The organism is Pseudoalteromonas ardens (assembly GCF_030125445.1).
Taxonomy (GTDB): Bacteria; Pseudomonadota; Gammaproteobacteria; order Enterobacterales; family Alteromonadaceae; genus Pseudoalteromonas; species Pseudoalteromonas ardens.
On sequence record NZ_JASJUV010000002.1, the window covers coordinates 191,056 to 206,910 of the forward strand.

The 15,855-nt window shown below is 46.0% G+C and carries 18 protein-coding genes; 17 read left to right on the top strand and 1 reads right to left on the bottom strand.

Features of this window, described 5'->3' with window-relative positions; translation table 11 throughout:
• The first annotated feature begins 7 nt into the window (after nucleotides 1–7).
• From QNM19_RS05800 to QNM19_RS05865, 14 genes are all read left to right on the top strand, one after another.
• Nucleotides 8–1,225, top strand: a complete 1,218-nt coding sequence (locus tag QNM19_RS05800) for a thiamine pyrophosphate-dependent dehydrogenase E1 component subunit alpha (protein ID WP_010384724.1) — start codon at nucleotides 8–10, stop codon at nucleotides 1,223–1,225.
• Entirely contained in the window at nucleotides 1,225–2,202 is a 978-nt protein-coding gene (locus tag QNM19_RS05805; RefSeq protein WP_010384723.1) for an alpha-ketoacid dehydrogenase subunit beta, read from the top strand. Before QNM19_RS05800 ends, QNM19_RS05805 begins: the two co-directional genes overlap by 1 nt.
• A gap of 10 nt (nucleotides 2,203–2,212) precedes the next feature.
• The gene (locus QNM19_RS05810; RefSeq protein ID WP_284026469.1) at nucleotides 2,213–3,763 is read left to right on the top strand and encodes a dihydrolipoyllysine-residue acetyltransferase; all 1,551 of its coding nucleotides are present in this window, start codon (nucleotides 2,213–2,215) and stop codon (nucleotides 3,761–3,763) included.
• Nucleotides 3,764–3,955: 192 nt separating this feature from the next.
• A complete protein-coding gene (locus QNM19_RS05815) occupies nucleotides 3,956–4,513 on the top strand; it encodes an LON peptidase substrate-binding domain-containing protein (RefSeq protein ID WP_049864139.1) in 558 nt (185 codons plus the stop codon).
• A 103-nt stretch (nucleotides 4,514–4,616) separates the two neighbouring features.
• Nucleotides 4,617–5,276 carry a sigma-70 family RNA polymerase sigma factor gene (locus QNM19_RS05820; RefSeq protein ID WP_010384719.1) on the top strand — a complete coding sequence of 220 codons (660 nt, stop codon included), beginning with the start codon at nucleotides 4,617–4,619 and terminating at the stop codon, nucleotides 5,274–5,276.
• Nucleotides 5,269–5,919, top strand: a complete 651-nt coding sequence (locus QNM19_RS05825; protein WP_049864163.1) for a ChrR family anti-sigma-E factor — start codon at nucleotides 5,269–5,271, stop codon at nucleotides 5,917–5,919. Before QNM19_RS05820 ends, QNM19_RS05825 begins: the two co-directional genes overlap by 8 nt.
• A gap of 261 nt (nucleotides 5,920–6,180) precedes the next feature.
• The gene (locus QNM19_RS05830) at nucleotides 6,181–6,666 is read left to right on the top strand and encodes a nuclear transport factor 2 family protein (RefSeq protein WP_049864140.1); all 486 of its coding nucleotides are present in this window, start codon (nucleotides 6,181–6,183) and stop codon (nucleotides 6,664–6,666) included.
• Nucleotides 6,651–7,376 carry an SDR family NAD(P)-dependent oxidoreductase gene (locus QNM19_RS05835; protein ID WP_049864141.1) on the top strand — a complete coding sequence of 242 codons (726 nt, stop codon included), beginning with the start codon at nucleotides 6,651–6,653 and terminating at the stop codon, nucleotides 7,374–7,376. The genes QNM19_RS05830 and QNM19_RS05835 overlap by 16 nt, the downstream gene beginning before the upstream one ends.
• The gene (locus tag QNM19_RS05840) at nucleotides 7,373–8,626 is read left to right on the top strand and encodes an NAD(P)/FAD-dependent oxidoreductase (RefSeq protein ID WP_284026470.1); all 1,254 of its coding nucleotides are present in this window, start codon (nucleotides 7,373–7,375) and stop codon (nucleotides 8,624–8,626) included. Before QNM19_RS05835 ends, QNM19_RS05840 begins: the two co-directional genes overlap by 4 nt.
• Nucleotides 8,626–9,438 (top strand): DUF1365 domain-containing protein, encoded by an 813-nt coding sequence (locus QNM19_RS05845; RefSeq protein WP_049864142.1) that lies wholly within the window; start codon nucleotides 8,626–8,628, stop codon nucleotides 9,436–9,438. The genes QNM19_RS05840 and QNM19_RS05845 overlap by 1 nt, the downstream gene beginning before the upstream one ends.
• A gap of 3 nt (nucleotides 9,439–9,441) precedes the next feature.
• Nucleotides 9,442–10,719: an SAM-dependent methyltransferase gene (locus QNM19_RS05850; RefSeq protein ID WP_049864143.1), complete on the top strand. Its 1,278-nt coding sequence runs from the start codon at nucleotides 9,442–9,444 to the stop codon at nucleotides 10,717–10,719.
• A complete protein-coding gene (locus tag QNM19_RS05855) occupies nucleotides 10,697–11,209 on the top strand; it encodes a DUF2878 domain-containing protein (protein WP_049864144.1) in 513 nt (170 codons plus the stop codon). Before QNM19_RS05850 ends, QNM19_RS05855 begins: the two co-directional genes overlap by 23 nt.
• Nucleotides 11,202–11,789 (top strand): chalcone isomerase family protein, encoded by a 588-nt coding sequence (locus QNM19_RS05860; protein ID WP_049864145.1) that lies wholly within the window; start codon nucleotides 11,202–11,204, stop codon nucleotides 11,787–11,789. The genes QNM19_RS05855 and QNM19_RS05860 overlap by 8 nt, the downstream gene beginning before the upstream one ends.
• Nucleotides 11,790–11,795: 6 nt before the next feature.
• A complete protein-coding gene (locus QNM19_RS05865) occupies nucleotides 11,796–12,323 on the top strand; it encodes a DUF3833 domain-containing protein (protein WP_082225407.1) in 528 nt (175 codons plus the stop codon).
• A 349-nt stretch (nucleotides 12,324–12,672) separates the two neighbouring features.
• On the opposite strand, the gene fabA is transcribed toward QNM19_RS05865, so the two are convergent.
• On the bottom strand, nucleotides 12,673–13,188 hold the full coding sequence (gene fabA, locus QNM19_RS05870) for a bifunctional 3-hydroxydecanoyl-ACP dehydratase/trans-2-decenoyl-ACP isomerase (RefSeq protein ID WP_049864164.1): 516 nt from the start codon (nucleotides 13,186–13,188) through the stop codon (nucleotides 12,673–12,675).
• Between the two features lie 371 nt (nucleotides 13,189–13,559).
• On the opposite strand from fabA, the gene QNM19_RS05875 reads away from it, so the two are divergent.
• The 3 genes from QNM19_RS05875 to QNM19_RS05885 are packed head-to-tail and all read left to right on the top strand — an operon-like array spanning nucleotide 13,560 to nucleotide 15,683.
• The gene (locus QNM19_RS05875) at nucleotides 13,560–14,414 is read left to right on the top strand and encodes a 6-carboxytetrahydropterin synthase (protein ID WP_049864147.1); all 855 of its coding nucleotides are present in this window, start codon (nucleotides 13,560–13,562) and stop codon (nucleotides 14,412–14,414) included.
• Entirely contained in the window at nucleotides 14,407–15,255 is an 849-nt protein-coding gene (locus QNM19_RS05880) for a M23 family metallopeptidase (RefSeq protein WP_049864148.1), read from the top strand. Before QNM19_RS05875 ends, QNM19_RS05880 begins: the two co-directional genes overlap by 8 nt.
• A complete protein-coding gene (locus tag QNM19_RS05885; RefSeq protein WP_049864149.1) occupies nucleotides 15,252–15,683 on the top strand; it encodes an acyl-CoA thioesterase in 432 nt (143 codons plus the stop codon). Before QNM19_RS05880 ends, QNM19_RS05885 begins: the two co-directional genes overlap by 4 nt.
• Nucleotides 15,684–15,855 lie beyond the last annotated feature (172 nt).

Sequence of the window (15,855 nt, forward strand, 5' to 3'; positions counted from 1 at the left end):
GTAGGTTATGACTAACCCCAATAACATATCGTTGAATATCAGCCATGCGCTCGAATTTATCGATGGCCATGCACTTAACATCCCGACGCTGAAGATACTCAGCGAAGACGGTGACATTTTAGATGGCGCCACTGCACCTGACTTAGATAAAGAGACGGCGCTGCGTATTTACTCAACCATGCGCTTTATCCGCCTGTTAGATGAACGTATGCAGGCGGCACAGCGTCAGGGCCGGATTAGCTTCTACATGCAATGTTTAGGAGAAGAGGCAGCAATTACCGCTAGTGCGGCTGCGCTCAAGCAAGAAGATATGATTATGGCGCAGTACCGTGAGCAAGCTGCGCTTCATTATCGTGGATTCTCACTTGAGCAGTTTATGAATCAGCTGTTCTCAAACGAAAAAGATTTGGGTAAGGGCCGTCAGATGCCGGTTCACTATGGTTCGAACGAATTACATTATCTGACCATTTCATCGCCACTTGGCACACAGATCCCACAAGCGACGGGCTATGCCTATGGTCAAAAGCTTAAGCACATTGATGCACAAAGTGGTGAGCTCAGCAGCGAGATTGACAATGTAACCATCTGTTACTTTGGTGAGGGTGCCGCGTCAGAGGGTGACTTCCATGCTGGTTTAAACATGGCCGCAGTACACAAAGCCCCAGTGTTATTTTTTGCACGTAACAATGGATACGCTATCTCGACCCCTGCTGATGAACAGTTTAAAGGCGACGGTATTGCTTCTCGTGGTGTTGGTTATGGCATTAAAACCATTCGTGTGGATGGTGCAGACACCCTGGCTGTGTATGCCGCCACACAAAAGGCTCGGGAAATTGCAGTGACTACTGGCGAACCTGTGCTGATTGAATCCATTGCTTACCGCCTCGGTGCGCACTCTACATCTGATGATCCTTCTGGTTATCGTACGAAAGATGAAGAAGCTGAATTCAAGTCAAATTGCCCGGTGGCGCGCTTCAAGGCTTGGTTGCTGAAGCAAGGCTGGCTGAACGAAGAAGAAGATGAAGCACAAAAAGACAAGATCCGTGAAGAGATCCTGGCTGCACTGAAAGTCGCTGAGAAGATACAAAAACCTGCATTGGAAGAGTTGGTTTCCGACGTTTACGATACGCCAATTCCGGCACTACAAAAACAATACGAAGAATTAAAAGAGCATATTAAACAGCATCCGGATGCGTATCCAATTACGGCTGGGAGGATCAAATAATGGCTAAAATGAACATGCTGCACGCCATTAACTCGGCGCTAGACATTACCATGGCAGAGCACCCGCAAGCGTGTATTTTTGGTGAAGATGTGGGTTATTTTGGTGGCGTGTTCCGTGCTACCTCCGGCTTACAGGAAAAATACGGTAAACATCGTGTGTTTAACACGCCACTGACAGAGCAGGGTATTTTGGGCTTTGCGAATGGTCTTGCTGCGTTTGGCGCACCTGCACTGGCTGAAATCCAATTTGCTGATTATATCTTCCCTGCATTCGACCAGATAGTGAACGAGTCTGCGAAATTCCGCTATCGTTCAGGTAATGAGTTTAATGTGGGCAACCTGACTATTCGTACACCTTACGGCGGTGGTATTGCGGGTGGCTTGTATCACTCACAATCACCTGAAGCTTATTTTGCTCATACGCCAGGTCTCAAGCTGGTTGTGCCGCGTAACCCATATCAGGCAAAAGGCCTGCTGCGCGCCTGTATCAAAGATGATAACCCGGTGATTTTCTTTGAACCTAAGCGTCTGTACCGCGCCTCAACAGGTGAAGTGCCTGAGGGCGATTACACCATCGAAATTGGCAAAGCTGAAGTGGTTAAAGAAGGTAAAGATGTGACCGTGCTAGCCTGGGGTGCCCAGATGGAAATCATTGAGCAAGCAGCTGCTAAGGCTGAAGAAGCCGGGATCAGCTGTGAGATCATCGACCTGCGCTCGATTTTGCCGTGGGACGCTGAAACAATTGCTAAGTCCGTGACTAAAACTGGTCGTCTGGTTATCAGCCATGAAGCGCCGATCACCAATGGATTTGGCGCTGAGATTGCAGCCACGATCCAAAAAGAGTGTTTCCTGCACCTGGAATCGCCCATTGAGCGTGTGTGTGGTCTGGATACGCCTTATCCACTGGCACTGGAAAAAGAGTATGTACCGGATGCACTTAAAGTATTCGCTGCAATTAAGAAGTCAGTAGAGTTTTAAGGGACGGGTCATGTCAAAAGAATTTATTTTACCTGATATTGGCGAAGGGATCGTTGAATGCGAACTGGTCGAGTGGCTGGTTAATGTCGGTGATGAAGTGAAAGAAGATCAGCCAATTTGTGATGTGATGACAGATAAGGCGCTGGTTCAGATCCCGGCCGTTCATGACGGTGTGATCACCCAGTTGCATTATGCTAAGGGTGACATTGCGAAAGTGCATGAACCACTGTTTGCTATGGATGTTGCTGGCGAAGCACCTGCACCCGTTAGTAACGTGAGTGACAGTGATTCTGTGGCCCCGACATCAGCTGCGCATTTAGAAGACTTTATTTTGCCAGACATTGGTGAAGGTATTGTTGAGTGTGAGATCGTAGAATGGTTGGTCTCAGAAGGCGACGAGATTAAAGAAGATCAGGCTGTTTGTGATGTAATGACAGATAAAGCGCTGGTGCAAATTCCAGCTAAGTATGATGGTGTTGTTGAAAAACTATATTATCAGAAAGGCGATATTGCTCAGGTTCACAGCCCGCTATTCCAGATGCGCCTGGGTGCTGATCATAGCCCGAAACAAGATGAACTGGCTGTACATAAACCACAATCTGTGAAAGAAAGTAAAGCACCGTCTACACAGGCTACCGCGCCGGCGAAAGTAAATGGCAAAGCGGTCGCGTCTCCGGCAGTCAGACGCCGCGCGCGTGAAATGGACATCGATATTACCCTGGTACCTGGTTCAGGCAAGAATGGTCGAGTATTCAAAGAGGATCTGGAACGTTTTGCGCAGGGTGGTAACACGGCCGTTGCTCAGGCTACACCAGCTCAAGTTGAACCTTCAGCAACTACGCCGGTTGGTGCAGGATCAACTCGGGTTGAGGCTATCCGAGGTATGAAAGCAGCGATGGCCAAGCAAATGGTGGCGTCTGTTTCTACCATCCCACACTTTACCTACAGTGATGAAATTGATCTGACAGAACTGATTGCACTACGTAAGTCTCTTAAAGAGCAGTATGCAAAACAAGGTATTAAGCTGACAATGATGCCATTCTTCATTAAAGCTCTGTCTCTCGCAATTAAAGAGTTTCCAATCCTTAATTCGCAGGTCAACGATGAGTGTACAGAGATTACTTATTTTGATGATCACAACATAGGTATGGCTGTTGATAGTAAGCTCGGCTTATTAGTTCCTAACATTAAGCAATGTCAGAATAAGTCAATTGTGGATGTGGCTGAAGCAGTTACGCAGTTAACAGATGCAGCACGCGAAGGGCGAGTATCACCAAATGACCTTAAAGGTGGTACGATTTCAATTTCGAATATCGGTGCAATTGGCGGTACAACGGCGACCCCAATCATTAATAAACCCGAAGTTGCTATTGTGGCATTAGGTAAATTACAACATCTGCCACGTTTTGATGCACAGGGCAACGTGGTCTCACGCTCGATTATGCAAGTCAGCTGGTCTGGTGACCATCGCGTAATTGATGGCGGAACCATTGCAAGATTTAATAATTTGTGGAAGTCTTACTTAGAGGAGCCGGCTAAAATGATGATGGCTATGCGCTAATCGTCGATTTTGCTAGTTTCTTACTTGTTGTAAAGGGCCTTTACGGCCCTTTTTTAATGGCTTCTATTGTAAAAATTTAAGAAATGCACTCAAAATGGCTACATGGATTTTGATTGATCCGTGCTACCTCCTCACTCGTATTAACAGACAGATTCAACTGTTTGGCCTTATTTTATGATCCAAAGCGTGCAAATGGCACTTTTTCCATTACCTGTATTCCTATTACCCGGCGGTGTCACCCGGTTGCGGATTTTTGAGCAAAAATATTTGCGTATGGTTAAAGAAGCCGGCGATGACCGTCATTTTGCTATTGGCTTGTATAAGTCTGCTACTGAGTATCAAACTGCGCCATGGGCAAGTTGGGTCGAAATCATTGATTTTGGCTCAGCAGAAGATGATATTCTTACGATAGACGTGAGATCAAAGGGATTGCTGGACATTGAGAAGGTCTGGATGGAGTCCGATGGACTGCGTCAGGCACATTTTACTGAGAGAATGCATTGGACGAGGACAGAGCTGCTGCCCAGATATCAACATATCAGTGATGAACTGGCTCGCATCTTTAATCAGAACCCAGAATTAGCTGCACTTTACCCTGAGCCCAGGTTTGAGGATGCAGCCTGGGTGGCGGGACGTTTTCTGGAAGTCTTACCTTTTTCTCCAGAGCACAAAGAGGGATTTTGTGAATCAGACACTCTCCCTCAGGCGCTAAAATTCCTCGATACCATTTTAACAGGACAAGAAGACTGATAAATTCGCTGACTTAGTGATCTAACTTATTTGGTCAGGCGTACAATAATCCGAGAAGCAATAAAACCGTTTTTATACTTCCATAATCTATGGATGTGAGCTAATGATAGAAAAGAGCCGACAGCAAAGTACCGAAACGCCACAGGGGTCAGTTATGAAAGACGTTGCTGCTACACAAACATCGGAGCAACGCTTGCTCAGCGCTGAGCAACAGGCGCAGTTGTGCGATTGGATGGATCGTATTGCAAATCAAAGAGACAGAAAGGCGTTTGCCTGCTTATTCAAGTGGTTTGCACCAAAAGTACTGCATTTGGGTCGTCAACGTTTTGGTGATGCAAGTCAGGCGCAGGAGCTTTTGCAGGAAAGCATGGCAAACGTGTGGCGAAAAGCACATTTATTTAATTCTGAAAAGGGTGCTGTAACTACGTGGATATACACTTTGGTCCGTAATCAGTCTTTCGATATGCTGAGAAAGATGCAGACCAACCGAGAAGACAATCTGAGTGAAGATATTTGGCAGCAACACAGCAACGAGCGTGATGACAGTGCCGAGTTCTCTGACCACCTCCTTGACAGACAGCTTGTTGAATACGTAGAAAAGTTGCCTGAAGAGCAAAAAAATGTCGTTAAGGGCATTTACTTTCAGGAACTGAGTCAGGAAGAGCTGGCAAATCAACTGGGGATACCTTTGGGTACAGTTAAGTCTCGGCTTAGATTGGCATTAGGTAAATTAAAGGCACACATGGGGGAGCATCATGATTAAATACCACCCATCCGAACAAATCCTGCAATCTTATGTTCAGGGAGAACTGTGTGCTTCGTTGAGCGTAGCCGTGAGTATGCACATAGATATGTGCCCGCAGTGTCAGAGGCTAGCACATCAGTTTGAAACAAGCTGTGCCCACAGTTTTATTGGCGAAGATTTTGAGCCGCAGAGTGAAGACAACTGGGATGACCTCATCGCGCAGATCACTGAGGATACCCTGCTTGAGGAAAGGCCATCACCTGTACCCCTCGAGATAGAAGTAAAAGGGGAACAATTCGTACTGCCTTCGAGCTTACATAACGTCGGCCTCAGTGGGTGGCTGAAACTGGGTAAGCTGTCCCGGTCGAGGCTGAATCTGGGCGATGGCAAATTACACGCAAGCCTATTGCACATTGAAAAGGGCGGGAGTGTTCCTCAGCACACACACAAAGGGTTTGAGCTAACGTTACTACTGTCCGGCGAGTTTAAAGATGAGATGGACAGCTATGTGCCCGGCGATTTTATTATGCTTGATGGTGAGCACGAGCATTCGCCAGTCGCCACTGAATCGTGCTTGTGTTTTACCTTAGCTGACGATGCATTGCATTTCAGTCAGGGCTTGAGCCAGTTATTCAATCCTATTGGTAAATTGATCTACTAACCCAGAATTAAGTCTCGACTTAATTCCTCCTTCGACTTGAGCACAAAGCCAGCCTTTGTGCTTTTTTCGTTTCTAGGGTACTGATTTCAGGCGCTTTATCAAAAAACCTGCTAATGTACTAAAGAGAACGACAGTATCCAGTGAACAGCTGCTACATACCTTTACATCAGTCAGGGAAACGATGACAGGAACCTGAGGCTGATTGATCTTATGCCGGTTTGAACACGTATTACAGGACATAGTGACAGAAAGGATAAAGTAATGACCGAACAACCAGACTGGCTCGACAACTTTGTAAGGATTTACAATAAGCTAGACAGAGATACCTTACATTTATTAGCAGAGATCTATCACCCCGACATTCAATTTAGCGACCCGCTTCATGGGATCAATGGGCTGACCAACCTGAGCACATACTTCAGCGATATGTATAGCAACGTGATTAGTTGCCAGTTTGATATTCACCACAGCTTGTCGCAGGGCGATCAGGCCGCTTTGTACTGGACAATGCGCTATCGTCACAACCGCCTTGGCAAGGGACAGGAAATATGCGTTGAAGGCCACTCTTATCTTAAAGTTCAGGATGGCAAAGTAATAATGCACCGGGATTATTTTGATGCAGGCAGTTTGCTCTATGAACACATTCCACTAATGGGAATGGGGATACGTTGGTTAAAAGCCCGGGTGTCTGGCGAGCAAAGTGGTGGTGTGGCGAACAAGGGAGCGCAGGCATGCCCGAAGTTTTAATTACTGGCGCAAGTTCCGGAATAGGGCTGGCTCTGGCCAGGCGTTATCTTGAAGCCGGATATATAGTGCACGTCTGCGGCCGTAGCAAAGAAAAACTTGAATCGGTGTTACCTGAGTCAGAATACATCCGTCACTGGTGTTTCGATTTAAGCGATAAAGCTGCAATATTTGATGTAGCTGAACGATTGCCACCTTTAGATGGCATCATTCTCAATGCCGGAGGCTGTGAGTACATAGACGATGCACGTCACTTTGACTCTGCATTGTTTGAGCGCATCATCAGTGTCAATCTAATTTCAGTCGGGTATTGTCTGGAGGCCTGGCTTGGCAAGCTTGCTCCAGGCGCTTTTTTGGTGTTTGTCAGCTCATCAGCCAGCTATTTGCCGTTACCTCGGGCAGAAGCCTATGGCGCGTCGAAAGCGGGCCTTACATATCTTGCTAAAACAATGGACGTAGATTTGGCAGGCAGCGGTATTCAGGTGAGCGTTGTCCACCCAGGTTTTGTTGATACGCCTTTGACGCAAAAGAATGATTTTCCGATGCCTTGTCAAATTACCAGTGAACAGGCTGCTGAACGCATTTTTAGGGGTGTGGAGAACAAGCAGTTTGATATTCACTTTCCACGCAGGTTTACCTATCTGCTCAAATTCTTTGGTTGGTTGCCACATACCGTTTGGCGCCGCCTTGCCGCAAAATGGATAAAAAGATGAAAAAAATAGCCGTCATTGGCAGTGGCGTTTCAGGTATGGTCTGTGCGAGATTGCTCAGTACCAGGCACGAAGTACACTTGTTTGAAAAAAGAGAGCGTCTTGGCGGGCACACCGCGACAAAAGACGTGGAGTATCAGGGGCAAACTTACCAGGTTGATACAGGCTTTATAGTTTATAACGACAGAACTTATCCGAACTTCATTAAGCTGATGGACAAGCTTGGGATCCAGGGGAAACCGACGGAAATGAGTTTCAGTGTTCATAACAAGGACTCCGGCCTTGAGTACAATGGTCACGACCTAAATACCTTGTTCGCACAAAGACGTAACCTCTTCCGGCCTCGGTTTTGGCGTCTCATTCGGGAGATTGTGCGTTTTAATACATCAGCAAAACAGCGCTATGCTGACGATAATTTTTCGAGTCAGGAAACGTTAGGCACTTTTCTTGAAACCAACAACTTCAGCGACTTTTTTGCAGAGCATTACATTTTGCCGATGGGCGCTGCTATCTGGTCTACTAGTTTACAGAAAATGAAAGAGTTTGAACTGAAGTTTTTTGTGCGATTCTTCTATCATCATGGTTTGCTGAATATCAGTGACAGGCCGCAATGGTATGTGATCCCTGGTGGCTCAAAGCAATATATTGCCCCATTATTACGGGGTCTTGAGGGGAATATTCATCTCAGTGCCGCTATATCCAAGGTCACGCGTGAAAATGGCCTTGTGCAGCTTCACTTTAGCGACGAAGTTCGTGAATTTGATGAGGTGGTATTTGCGTGTCATAGTGATCAGGCGCTTAGTTTGCTGGGCGACCCGAGCTCGGATGAAACCAGTGTGCTGTCAGCAATTCCCTACGCTCAAAATAGTGTGATACTGCATACAGATACGCAATTATTGCCAAAACGCCGCCTCGCCTGGGCTGCCTGGAATTACCTGCTCGATAATAACGAGTCCCGGCCAGCGGCAGTTACCTACAATATGAATATATTGCAGGGCATCGAAGCACCTTGCACATTCTGTGTCACCCTGAACCAGGAAATTGAGCAGGACAAGGTGCTAGGCCACTATCAATATGCACATCCTGTATTTAATACTCAAAGTATGGCAGCGCAGCTGCGTCGAAAGGAAATTTGCGGGAAGACACAAACGCATTTTGCCGGTGCCTATTGGTACAACGGCTTCCACGAAGACGGTGTGCGCAGCGCCGTCGATGTGGCTGCAAGATTCGGTATTAGTCTGGACGATTTGTAATGAGTGATAATGCGACGCAGACATCACCTTTATATGTTGGTCAGGTAAGACATAGACGCTTTGCGCCTGTCTATCACGGTTTTTCGTACCGCTTGTACATGCTTTGTCTGGATGTTGAAAGCGATGCTTTCACCCAGGCCGGTCAGAGTTTAATTGGTCCACAATGGTATCGGCCAATCCGCTTTTGCCAAAAAGACTACCTCAAAGGTGATCGCGGAACATTACAACAACGTATAAAAAACAAAGTCATAGAGCTTGGTGGGCAGTGGCCCGGCGGGCGCATCAAAGCGCTGGTTCAGGGACGTTGTTTGGGTTTGTACTTTAGCCCACTCAATGTCTACTTCTGCTACGACGAGCAGGGAAACTGCAATCTAATGCTGGCCGAGGTGAGTAACACACCATGGAACCAGCGACACTACTATCTGGTGGATATTAGTGAGTCGCAAAGAACAGATAAGGCATTTCATGTGTCACCATTTATGTCACTGGATATGCAATATCTGTGGCGCGTTAAGGCGCCTCCTGAACATGGCTCCGGGCAGCTGTTGTTGCATATCGAAAATCATGCCACGGCAGAACACGACTATAAACAGCAGGGGACTTTGGTGAACGATAAACTCTTTGACGCCACTATGGCACTCAAGTCAAAGCCGCTCTCGTTGAGAAACTTGCTTGGTCTGGGGTTGTGTGTGCCCTCTATGACATTGAAGATATGCCTGGCAATTTACTGGCAGGCCTTAAAACTTTGGGTGAAGCGTGTGCCGTTCATACCGCACCCCGAAACTCACTCTAACTGTAATAAAGCGAAGTGACACATGGAACAAAATAGCCAAACCATCCCCAAGCCTGCCACGGCATCATGGTGGCATAGTTTAATGATCAATAAAGCCAGAGGATTTATCTTTAAGCTGTTGGAAAATCTGGAGCATGATCGTCTCGAAATCATCGAAGGAAGTGAGAAGGTTGTGTTAGGCGCGATGCAGCCCAGGATCCATGCCACTATATTCGTGTCCGATCCAAGCTTTTACCTGGATGTATTGAAGGGTGGTGGGATTGGTGCTGCTGAAGCATTTATCGATGGCAAATGGGCAAGTTCAGAGTTGACTAGGGTCATACGCATTTTTGCTTGTGCTCAGTCACAACTGGACGAACTTGAAGGCAAGATGTCCTGGTTAACTTCACTCAAAAACCGCGTTTTTCATTTCGGCAACCGTAACAGTGAATCCGGCTCAAAACAGAACATATTGGCACATTATGACCTGAGTAATGATTTATATCAGTCGTTTCTTGACTCGACTATGATGTATTCCAGCGCGGTCTTTGACACGCTCGATCAGTCCCTTGAACAGGCGCAAAACAATAAGCTCAAGATCATATGCGATAAACTCGACCTGACCGAGCAGGATCACCTGTTAGAGATTGGCACGGGGTGGGGCGCACTGGCATTATTTGCAGCCCAAAATTACGGTTGTAAGGTGACCACGACGACCATATCAGATGCACAGCATGAGTTTACTGCGCAGCGAATTAAATCAGCTGGCTTAGAAGGCCAAATCACTTTGTTAAAACAGGATTATCGGTTGCTGGAAGGCAAGTACGATAAGCTGGTTTCTATCGAAATGATTGAAGCTGTGGGACACAGTTACATGGCTGGTTTTTTTGCAAAGTGTAGCAGCTTGCTGAAGGATAATGGTTTGATGCTGTTACAGGCCATCACCATCGCAGATAAACGCTATGACCACTACAGAAACAATGTTGACTTTATTCAGCGCTACATATTTCCCGGTGGCTGTTTACCATCGATCGCAGTGATGTCTGATCACCTTGCCAAGCAAACAGATATGGTTGTGCGAGACATAGATGATATCGGTCTGCATTACGCTCAAACACTTAAGCGTTGGCGTGAGCAATTTGAGCAAAACTGGCAGCAGATCCGTACTTTTGGCTTTGACGAGCGATTCCGACGGTTGTGGCTGTTTTATCTACAGTACTGTGAAGGTGCTTTCTTAGAACGTGTTATAAGCACGCATCACCTGGTAGCTCGTAAGCCACGACATATTGGGGTGAATGATGCGCAATTTTTGGCTGATTAATCTCATAATCTTTCAATCTGTGTGGTGGTTGTGCGCCTTATTCACAGATCAGGCTGTGCCTTTGGTTGGGCTTTTGTTTTTGCTGCATTTTGCCCTTTCACCAAGCAGGAAAGCTGACGCCCGGAGTTTGTTGATTTTACCGCTTGGGTTGGTTGTTGACCAATCGCTCTTTCTTTTGGGTGTAATAAGTTTTGTGGACGGCTATCAATGGCTACCGCTGTGGCTTGCTCTACTTTGGGGTCACTTTACGCTGACGCTCAACCATAGTCTGAGTTGGATGAGTCGCTATCACTTTGGCATACAGGGGGCGCTTGGTGCGGTATTTGGCGCACTCAGTTATATCGGTGGGATAAAGCTCGGTGCGCTGAACACGGCACTCTCACTGACAAATGTGTTTTTGATTTTTGCTGCTGTTTGGGCCGTCGTTTTACCTTTGGTAGTACACCTCAACGGTCGAGTGGGACAGCGCCCGGGAGTACAACATGTTTAATCAATTGAGTAAAAAGCTAGTCGCGTTGGCGATGTTGTCAGTACCTTTATTAGTTCCGTTGCAGGCAAGTGCCTCGACGGCAACACAATTGTCTACGCTAGAACTTCGAGGTACGGCCGATTTACGCTATCTGTTTTGGGATGTCTATTCAGCAGCATTGTATACCGGTGGAGAAGCATATCAGGCAGACCAGTTTCCACAGGTGTTGAGTTTAACTTACAAACGCGACATAGAAGCGCAGGAGCTGGTTGATGCCACGCGAGAACAATGGCAAAAGCAAAAATTGGTACTGGACAACGCTGAGCAGTGGCTGAGGCAACTGGTACAACTCTGGCCTGACATACAAAAGGGCAATCAACTTATCCTGGTTGTGGACCGTGACAAGCAAAGCCGCTTCTATTTTCGTCCTGACCCGGGGGCAGAGGTTAAAAGTGCTTTGTCAGAAGCTGAGCTGAAAACGTCTGCGCGTTTTCTCGGCGCGATTAATGACCGAGCCTTTGGCCCTGCGTTTTTGGCCATATGGCTATCAGAAAAAACCACAGAGCCAAAGCTGAGAGAGCAGCTCATTGGAAAAAGGTAAATCATGATGAAAGTAATTATGGCCTTGCTGCTGATTTTTGTACTCAGTAGCTGTACCAGCAAAACCATTGCTGACTATAGTGAAACAAAGCCGGACCTGGCACTGGAGCATTTTTTTAGTGGTGAGTTGACCGCATATGGTATTGTTCTTGACCGAAGCGGCAATCTGACACGACGTTTTGAAGCCGATCTGGTAGGCACCTGGGAGGGCAACAAAGGCGAGTTAAAAGAATGGTTTCGATTTGACGACGGAGAAAAGTCAACCAGAATCTGGCAGCTTGAAAAAACGGCCGACAATCTTTATAAAGGCACCGCAGGGGACGTGATTGGCGTAGCGCAGGGTGAAACTGCAGGCTCGGCGTTGTACTGGCGCTACCAATTGGAGATCCAATATCAGGGCTCCCCATTGGAAGTTACTCTGGACGACTGGATGTATCTGGTGAATGAAAAGCGCTTGTTTAATCGCACTGAGATCATTAAATGGGGCTTCAAAGTCGGCGAGGTTATTCTAATCATAGAGAAACATGACAGTTGAAGCTGTTTGTCATGTTCACTAACAAAGGCCTGTAAATCAGGCCTTTATTGTTTTCAGCGTATGAGTGCAACCTACCAAGTTCTCTGCCAAATTTATGCTTACCATTACCTTATATCGAGAAAACGTGTTTTTTATCTACGGTTTTAATAGCGTCATGATTGCTTTGGGGCAGAAAGAAATATGTCACTTATTGGCTTTTTTGTTAGCTGAGGGAATAGCAGTACATTGCGTGTGACTCCAAAAACAAAATCAAGGACATCGTTTTGGTTTGAGGCTGGTGCGAATGCGTTGAAATAATAAAAGCCCGTCTAATTCAGACGGGCTTTTACATCAGTGCGATTGAAATAGATTAAAACGCACTTGTATCCTGAAACAGGCCTACTTTTAGATCTTTTGCTTCGTATATAACGCGACCGTCAACCTCTACTGTGCCGTCAGCAAGGCCCATAAACAATTTACGCTTGATAACGCGCTTCATGTCTACACGATATGTTACTTTCTTAGCCGTTGGTAGGATCTGGCCTGTGAACTTAACTTCACCTACACCCAATGCGCGACCAAGGCCCGGTCCACCAGACCAGCCCAGGAAGAAGCCAACGATCTGCCACATGGCATCCAGGCCCAGACAACCTGGCATTACCGGATCGCCACGGAAATGGCAGTCAAAAAACCACAGATCAGGGTTAATATCTAGCTCAGCGACGATCTGACCTTTGCCAAACTGGCCACCATCTTCATTAATCTCGATGATACGATCCATCATCAGCATGTTATCGATTGGCAGACGACAGTTGTTCTCACCAAACATTTTCCCTTCAGCGCACAGGATCAGTTCTTCTTTTGTATAGCTATTTTTTGGTTCCATAATCATCAGTCTTAGTCTTAAATTGTCGCTACTTTAGCTTACACTTGTACGCCAAACAACTCTGAACAGTTAAAATTTGCATGTTCCATGAGCACTTTACTTATCAGGTGATATATTTTTATCTTCCTGGCCTTGTAAGCTTGGCTGCTTTATAACCGCAAGGTTGTTTTTTATACATCAATTGGCGTGCATTTTTATCTATCAGAGCCATAACTAAGGCACACTATGCTCAGGGGGTTCTAAAGTGAATGAAAATCATTCAATGAGTGCCCCTAGATAGATTATTTCTTTGTTTCTGGACCTTTCAAGGCGATTTTTGCTTTAAAAATCTTTATAATTGAATCAGTCATTCTTAATGTTAGCGGAAGTTTATGATCCTTTTTGTAGATGCCTTGACGGTAATTGATTTTTCTTACTTGTGTGGTAAACGAGGCGCGGTGGGTGAAAGCTGGATTGTCGATATGACACTGCATGGCCAGCTAAATGAAGAGTCTATGGTATTAGACTTTGCCAAAGTAAAAAAGCAGATCAAGGCCATTATAGATGACACGATTGATCATAAGTTGGCTATCCCAAGCCAGTTGTCATGCAACTACGCATCACAAGATGGCAGAGTGAGTTTTGACGGTTTGTTCGGCGGGCATCACCTGGCAATGAGTGCGCCTGAAGAAGCCGTTTGCATTGTCGAAGGTGCTGAAATTAATGAAGCCAGTGTCATTGCTTTTCTTAAGCAACAAATTTTGCCAAAAATGCCAGATAACGTAAAAGATGTAGAGATTGAATTACGTCCTGAGCCGAGCCGCAGTTTCTATTACCACTACAGTCATGGCTTGAAAAAGCACGATGGTAATTGTCAGCGTATTATTCATGGCCACCGCTCTGATATTGGCATCTACCTGGACGATATTAGTATGCCGCGCTTGCAAAAAGAATGGGCAGAGCGCTGGCAGGATATCTACCTGGGGAGTCAGGAGGATCTAATCGATGTGAGTGACTTACAATACGTTAAACCACACGGTGATGATTATGCATTTGCCTATACGGCCTCTCAGGGCTATTTTGAATTAGCCATCAGTAAGGCGCGTTGTGATTTGATCCCCTGCGACAGTACTGTAGAGTGCTTAGCCGAATATCTTGCTGGAGAGATCAAGGCTCAGTATCCTGATAGAAAAGTTAAAGTTAAGGCGTTTGAAGGCGTCGGAAAAGGAGCGATCGCTTATGCCTGATTGGCTGAGTAAAGCGAAAAAGACCGGTATACTACTGGCCGGTATGCTGGTGAATGTTAGCTCGGGTCATACCGTTGAACTAAAAGGTTCGTTGACCCAGGGGGGGTTGGTAATCGCCGAGTTGGCTGGAGTACAATCTGCCAGACTTAACGACAAAGAGTTAGCTATCTCACCTGAAGGAAAATTTGTTTTTGGTTTTGGTCGAGATGCTGAAACAGAACACACCCTAAGCTGGGTTGATCAAGGCGGCAAAGCACATTCAAAAACCTTGATGATTACCACGCGCGATTATGACATTGACCGTATTACTGGTGTAGAGAAAAAGTATGTATCTCCGCCAAAGGACGTTTTAGCCCGGATCCGTAAGGAAGGTGCGCAAGTTAGTGCTGCCAGAAGTAAGCTAAGTACTTTATCTTATTTCGACGATCCGGTTTATCGGCCAGCAAAAGGTAGAATATCGGGTGTGTACGGCAGCCAGCGTTATTTTAATGGTCAACCCAGAAGGCCACATTTTGGGTTAGATATTGCCAATAAAACGGGCACGCCAGTACTTGCTCCCGTAGCTGGTAAAGTTGTATTTGCCAACCCTGATCTCTACTACAGTGGTGGTACGCTGATCCTGGACCATGGATATGGCATTACCTCTACCTATATACATCTCAACAAGCTTCATGTTGAAGAAGGGCAGATAGTTGAGCTGGGCGATCATATCGCCGATATAGGTGCCACAGGCAGAGTAACCGGACCTCACCTGGACTGGCGTTTTAATTGGTTTAATGAACGCTTAGATCCTCAACTTATTATGATTGATAAACTCGCAACGAAAAGCAGTAAAGAATGACACAAACAGATAAAGACGCAGTAATTGCACAAAGAATTAAAGACTCGCAAACCTCGGTTACTAAAACCGTTTTCCCAGGTCGAACGAACCACCACAATACACTGTTTGGTGGTGACGCACTCGCATGGATGGATGAGGTTGCGTTTATCGCAGCGACGCGTTTTTGCCGCAAACCTTTGGTTACCATTTCATCAGACAGAGTCGACTTTAAAGAAGCAATCCCGGCTGGTACATTTGCCGAATTGGTTGCTAAAGTAGCCCATGTAGGTAATACCAGTTTAAAAGTCGAAGTTCATATCTACCTGGAGACCATGCATAAGGACGATAAGCACTTAGCTATCTCTGGTAGCTTCACGTTTGTTGCTGTTGATGACAACCACAGACCAACACCTGTTGTATGCGATCAAATGCTAAATGGGTTTAGCTAATCAATTTTTAAATCTTTAGGTTACAATAGCCAGATAGGAGTTTTTAACTCCTTTACACCATAAAGAACACATCATACATAGGTGTGACTAATAATTATCTTTGCATCAGAAGGGGTTGTTTAGATAAGCTCTGCCAAAGGGAGGTTAGTTCGACTCTACTTTTACGCTCGAG

Bases quoted from the DNA above. Each gene is read 5' to 3' on its own strand.
- QNM19_RS05805 (WP_010384723.1), top strand. From the start codon at position 1,225: ATGGCTAAAATGAACATGCTGCACGCCATTAACTCGGCGCTAGACATT.
- QNM19_RS05880 (WP_049864148.1), top strand. From the start codon at position 14,407: ATGCCTGATTGGCTGAGTAAAGCGAAAAAGACCGGTATACTACTGGCC.
- QNM19_RS05810 (WP_284026469.1), top strand. From the start codon at position 2,213: ATGTCAAAAGAATTTATTTTACCTGATATTGGCGAAGGGATCGTTGAA.
- QNM19_RS05830 (WP_049864140.1), top strand. From the start codon at position 6,181: ATGACCGAACAACCAGACTGGCTCGACAACTTTGTAAGGATTTACAAT.
- QNM19_RS05840 (WP_284026470.1), top strand. From the start codon at position 7,373: ATGAAAAAAATAGCCGTCATTGGCAGTGGCGTTTCAGGTATGGTCTGT.
- QNM19_RS05815 (WP_049864139.1), top strand. From the start codon at position 3,956: ATGGCACTTTTTCCATTACCTGTATTCCTATTACCCGGCGGTGTCACC.
- QNM19_RS05800 (WP_010384724.1), top strand. From the start codon at position 8: ATGACTAACCCCAATAACATATCGTTGAATATCAGCCATGCGCTCGAA.
- QNM19_RS05865 (WP_082225407.1), top strand. From the start codon at position 11,796: ATGAAAGTAATTATGGCCTTGCTGCTGATTTTTGTACTCAGTAGCTGT.
- QNM19_RS05835 (WP_049864141.1), top strand. From the start codon at position 6,651: ATGCCCGAAGTTTTAATTACTGGCGCAAGTTCCGGAATAGGGCTGGCT.
- QNM19_RS05820 (WP_010384719.1), top strand. From the start codon at position 4,617: ATGATAGAAAAGAGCCGACAGCAAAGTACCGAAACGCCACAGGGGTCA.
- QNM19_RS05860 (WP_049864145.1), top strand. From the start codon at position 11,202: ATGTTTAATCAATTGAGTAAAAAGCTAGTCGCGTTGGCGATGTTGTCA.
- QNM19_RS05855 (WP_049864144.1), top strand. From the start codon at position 10,697: ATGCGCAATTTTTGGCTGATTAATCTCATAATCTTTCAATCTGTGTGG.
- QNM19_RS05825 (WP_049864163.1), top strand. From the start codon at position 5,269: ATGATTAAATACCACCCATCCGAACAAATCCTGCAATCTTATGTTCAG.
- QNM19_RS05875 (WP_049864147.1), top strand. From the start codon at position 13,560: ATGATCCTTTTTGTAGATGCCTTGACGGTAATTGATTTTTCTTACTTG.
- QNM19_RS05885 (WP_049864149.1), top strand. From the start codon at position 15,252: ATGACACAAACAGATAAAGACGCAGTAATTGCACAAAGAATTAAAGAC.
- fabA (WP_049864164.1), bottom strand. From the start codon at position 13,188: ATGGAACCAAAAAATAGCTATACAAAAGAAGAACTGATCCTGTGCGCT.
- QNM19_RS05845 (WP_049864142.1), top strand. From the start codon at position 8,626: ATGAGTGATAATGCGACGCAGACATCACCTTTATATGTTGGTCAGGTA.
- QNM19_RS05850 (WP_049864143.1), top strand. From the start codon at position 9,442: ATGGAACAAAATAGCCAAACCATCCCCAAGCCTGCCACGGCATCATGG.